3 protein-coding genes and 2 pseudogenes are annotated in these 3709 nt (G+C 60.6%); 3 read left to right on the top strand and 2 right to left on the bottom strand.

Going from position 1 to position 3709, the window contains the following annotated elements; translation table 11 throughout:
* Positions 1-364 precede the first annotated feature (364 nt).
* On the top strand, positions 365-958 hold the full coding sequence (locus A5785_RS22735) for a hypothetical protein (protein ID WP_197500861.1): 594 nt from the start codon (positions 365-367) through the stop codon (positions 956-958).
* Here the strand turns inward: A5785_RS22735 and A5785_RS22740 are convergent.
* Together A5785_RS22740 and A5785_RS22745 are read right to left on the bottom strand one after the other, a co-directional pair.
* A pseudogene (locus A5785_RS22740) lies at positions 906-1793 on the bottom strand (IS3 family transposase); the annotation flags it as partial. The gene A5785_RS22735 and the pseudogene A5785_RS22740 overlap by 53 nt on opposite strands.
* Positions 1794-1795: 2 nt before the next feature.
* On the bottom strand, positions 1796-2101 hold the full coding sequence (locus tag A5785_RS22745) for a transposase (protein WP_065181100.1): 306 nt from the start codon (positions 2099-2101) through the stop codon (positions 1796-1798).
* A gap of 65 nt (positions 2102-2166) precedes the next feature.
* Here A5785_RS22745 and A5785_RS22750 point away from each other — a divergent pair.
* Both A5785_RS22750 and A5785_RS22755 read left to right on the top strand, forming a co-directional pair.
* Positions 2167-2793, top strand: a pseudogene (locus A5785_RS22750) (tyrosine-type recombinase/integrase); the annotation flags it as partial.
* Positions 2790-3158 carry a helix-turn-helix domain-containing protein gene (locus A5785_RS22755; RefSeq protein ID WP_065181101.1) on the top strand — a complete coding sequence of 123 codons (369 nt, stop codon included), beginning with the start codon at positions 2790-2792 and terminating at the stop codon, positions 3156-3158. The pseudogene A5785_RS22750 and the gene A5785_RS22755, both read left to right, overlap by 4 nt.
* Positions 3159-3709: the final 551 nt, after the last annotated feature.

Consider the following 3709-nt stretch of genomic DNA (forward strand, 5'->3'; position numbering starts at 1 on the left):
CCTTGAGACAGACGGTTCGGAAGCTTGGGTCTTCCAGGAGGTGCGGCCGTCATGGCTCGATCCTCTCGATAGACTTTCCAACCACAACGTATCGCCGTTTCACTCATCCGACAGGGCGGGCGGTGGTCTAGCTGTGATTCATCTGCTGCAATATGCAGCGGTTTACTTTACATAATGTTTCTTATCGGCACTTAACGAGGACGAGTTCAAACAGATGAGAGGACTCGTCCCACCGGATCTTGAATGAGATCGCAGGCCGGATCGCATGGCGGCATCGCATCGACGGCTGCCGTTCTGATCGAGTGCGCAGATCAGCATCTGTTTATGCAAACAGATGAGAGATTCTCGCGCTACACTTGCGTTCATGCAGAGTGTTCCGGGTCGGCTACCAGACTTTCTGTCGAACGGTGTCGTCGGTCTACTGCGGCCTGAGGACCGCGTGTTCGAGGCGATGCTGGATGGCTGGCGAGCCCAGATGCTGGCCCGTGGACTCGGTGTGCCATTCATCCGGTCATCGTGCAGCGTGGTATCTCGCTTCCAGGAACACTCCAACGAGTACCCGTGGACGTGGCAGCCCATCCACGTCGATGAGTTCCTGGCAGACCGGCGCACCGGCCCCAAAGCTGTTTCGGTGTCGACCCTGCGCGCGAACGCCGGCACGATCAGGGCCTTCTGCTATTACGTCACTGACGAAAGGTACGGGTGGGCTACGTTCTGCAACAAAGCATTTCAGGACGTTCCCGCCCAAGTTGTGTTCGAGTGGAACACGCCGCGCCACAAGACCGATGACGCCATGCCGGCCGACCGGCGTAGCTTCACACAGGCCGAGTTGCAAACATTCTTCGATGCCTGCGACGACCTCGTCGATCGGGAGTTTGAGGTTCACCCCGAAAAGTGGACAGTGGTCACGCGGCCATGGTGGGCGCGTTCAGTGACTGTTCGTAACTATGGGGGCTGAGCATTCCGATTGCGGAGTGCCGTCGTCGAGTGTTGTAGAAGTTCATCCAGTTGTCGACTGCAGCAGCCAATTCCGTCCTGTACGCGAACGTGTGGCGGTAGTAGTACTCGTGCTTGAACGTCGACCACAAGCTTTCGGCTCCGGCGTTGTCCCAGCAGATGCCGGTCTCGCCCATCGAGCGCTGCAACCCATACCGCTCGCACGCTTCCTTCATGACCGCAGCGGTGTACTGGCTTCCCCTGTCCGAGTGCATGATTGCGCCCGCGACATCGCCACCACGTTCGGCAACTGCCATGTCCAGTGCCTCGAGGACCAACTCGGTGCGCATGTGATCGGCGACCGCCCACCCGAGGACTTTCTTCGAGTGCTCGTCCTTGATGGCGCACAGGTACATATCGCCCTCGCCGCAGGTCAGGTACGTGATATCCGAGGTCCACACCGCATCGAGGTGGCCCTGATCGAACCGGCGCTGGACCAGGTCGTCGGGGAACGAGGCGAACGGGTCGACCACGGTGGTGCGGATCTTGAACGTGCGGGGGCTGATCCCGACGATGCCGAGTGAGCGCATGATCTTGGCGACGGTTTTCTCGGTGATCACCTCGCCTCGGTCGTGGAGTTCGGCGGTGATGCGGGGTGCCCCGTAGACGCCTTTCGACTCCTGGTGGATCGCGAGGATCTTCACCTCCAGATCGGCCCGACGTTGCTGCCTTACTGCCAATCTGGTTGTCACACTGCGTCCTTGGTGTTTGTAGAAGCCGGATGTCGACACTTCGAGCAGCCGTGCCATCCGGCGGACTGCGGAGTTCGCGTACTCCGCGGCCATCAACGAGTAGAGCTCTACTTTTGTTGATTGGCTGCGAAGTACGCGGACGCTTTTTTCAAGAACGCGATGTCTTTCTCCTGCTCGGAGACCTGCCGGCGCAACCGGGCCAGCTCGGTGCGTTCAGCGGCGGTGAGCGGTTGATCACCCGATGCTGCGGCGGCTTCGATGCGGCGGCGTTCGTCGGCGACCCAGCGGCCGAGCAGTCCTTCGTTGATGCCCAATTCGCGGGCGACCTCGGCGATGGTCCGGCCGGAATCGATCACCCTACGGGCGGCCTCGACCTTGTACTCGGTCGTGAACGACCTACGTTTGCGGGACATGGGGACATCCTTCCAGCGGAACCCTCGGTCCCGCTATCTCGGTGTCCACCATCCGGGGTGAACCTCAGTTCGCCAAAGGCTCGAAGCGCTGGCTCCCGCTGATGCGAGACTCCATTGCGTTCAAGGTGTGCTACGCGTACGGTCTTCGACGTCGAGAGCTCGCCATGCTTGACTACCACGACTTCGGCCCGAACCCGCACGTCGGCAAGTACGGCTGCTATGGCGCTGTCCAGGTCCGCTACGCCAAAGGTATGTCGGGGTCAGGGCCTCGCCGACGCACTGTTCTCACCGTGCCCGAGTTCGACTGGGTGGTCGGCCTTCTCGATCATTGGCTCTCGCCGCAAGGGCGCGCGCAGTTCGCCACAGCGGACCGCTCGGCTTCGTTGTGGCCGTCGGAACGCGCTGGTGCCACGGGCATCCGCAACTTCAATCGCACGTTCACCACGGTCCGCGAACTGGCTGGGCTTCCGACAGAGTTGAAGATGCATTGCCTGCGCCACTCCTATGTCACCCATCTCCTCGAGGCCGGATACGATCCGATGTTCATCCAGCAGCAAGTCGGCCACGCCTACTCTTCCACCACTGCGCTCTACACTTCGGTGTCGGCAGACTTCAAACAGAAGACCATCCAACGGATGATCCAGCAGCGAATCGTCACCCGTGACGAAAGAGATACAGGGAAGGACACGTGAGCGAGCAACGCCGGGTCGGCTACCACTGGAATCTGCGCCAACGGATGGCTGATCATAACCTTTGGAAGACAACGGAACTCATCCCGTTGCTGAAGTCCCGCGGTATCAACCTGTCGAATGCTCAGGTCCACCGACTGGTGACTGGCACTCCTGAGCGGATCCCTGCCCGCACGTTCGCCGCGTTGTGCGACATCCTTGAATGCACGCCCAACGATCTGTTCGAGCCCTACGTGGAGATGCGTGCTGCAGCCACTGCGGACGCACCAGCAGGCCCGGCCGATCTCGGCATCGGCGAGAAGCGCTCCGTTGCACGCCGTATTCGGGTCGTCCGAAGCGAGGATGATGCCGATGGCAAGACCACGTAAGCCTGAAGGTCCAGTCAAATACCCGGAGCCGTGCATGAGGTGTGGTGAGCACCGCGCGGCCGCAGCGTTGTGGCCCCAAGATCCGGCGGTCAGCCCGATGTACCTCCGGATGAGTAGGCCGGTGTGCGGCTACTGCTACAAAGCGGCGCAGCGAATACGTGGGACGTGTGGCTGTGGCCACGACGGCGTCCTACCAGGGGTCGTCGCCGGCCGACCGGCCTGTCGCTCGTGTAGCGGTATTCGGCTGAACGTGGATTGCGTTGATTGTGGCGCCGAGGAAGAACTCTACTCCCAAGGGCGCTGCTGGCGATGCGTACTGGGGGCGACCGTGGACCGGCTGCTGACCAATCCGCAGACTGGTGGCGTCAATGAGCAGCTGAAACCCTTTGCAGCTGCCCTGAAATCGATGAAACGGGCCAATAGTGGCCTTACCTGGATCAACCAGGAACATGTCGCTGCGTTTCTCATTGAGTTGAGCTTGTCAAGATGTTTGTGTAAGAACGTGACTCCTGATTTTTGTGTGCTTGCTGTTGCGGTCTAGGTGAGGTGGG

This window comes from Gordonia sp. 852002-50395_SCH5434458 (assembly GCF_001665905.1).
In the GTDB taxonomy this organism is placed as follows: Bacteria; Actinomycetota; Actinomycetes; order Mycobacteriales; family Mycobacteriaceae; genus Gordonia; species Gordonia jacobaea.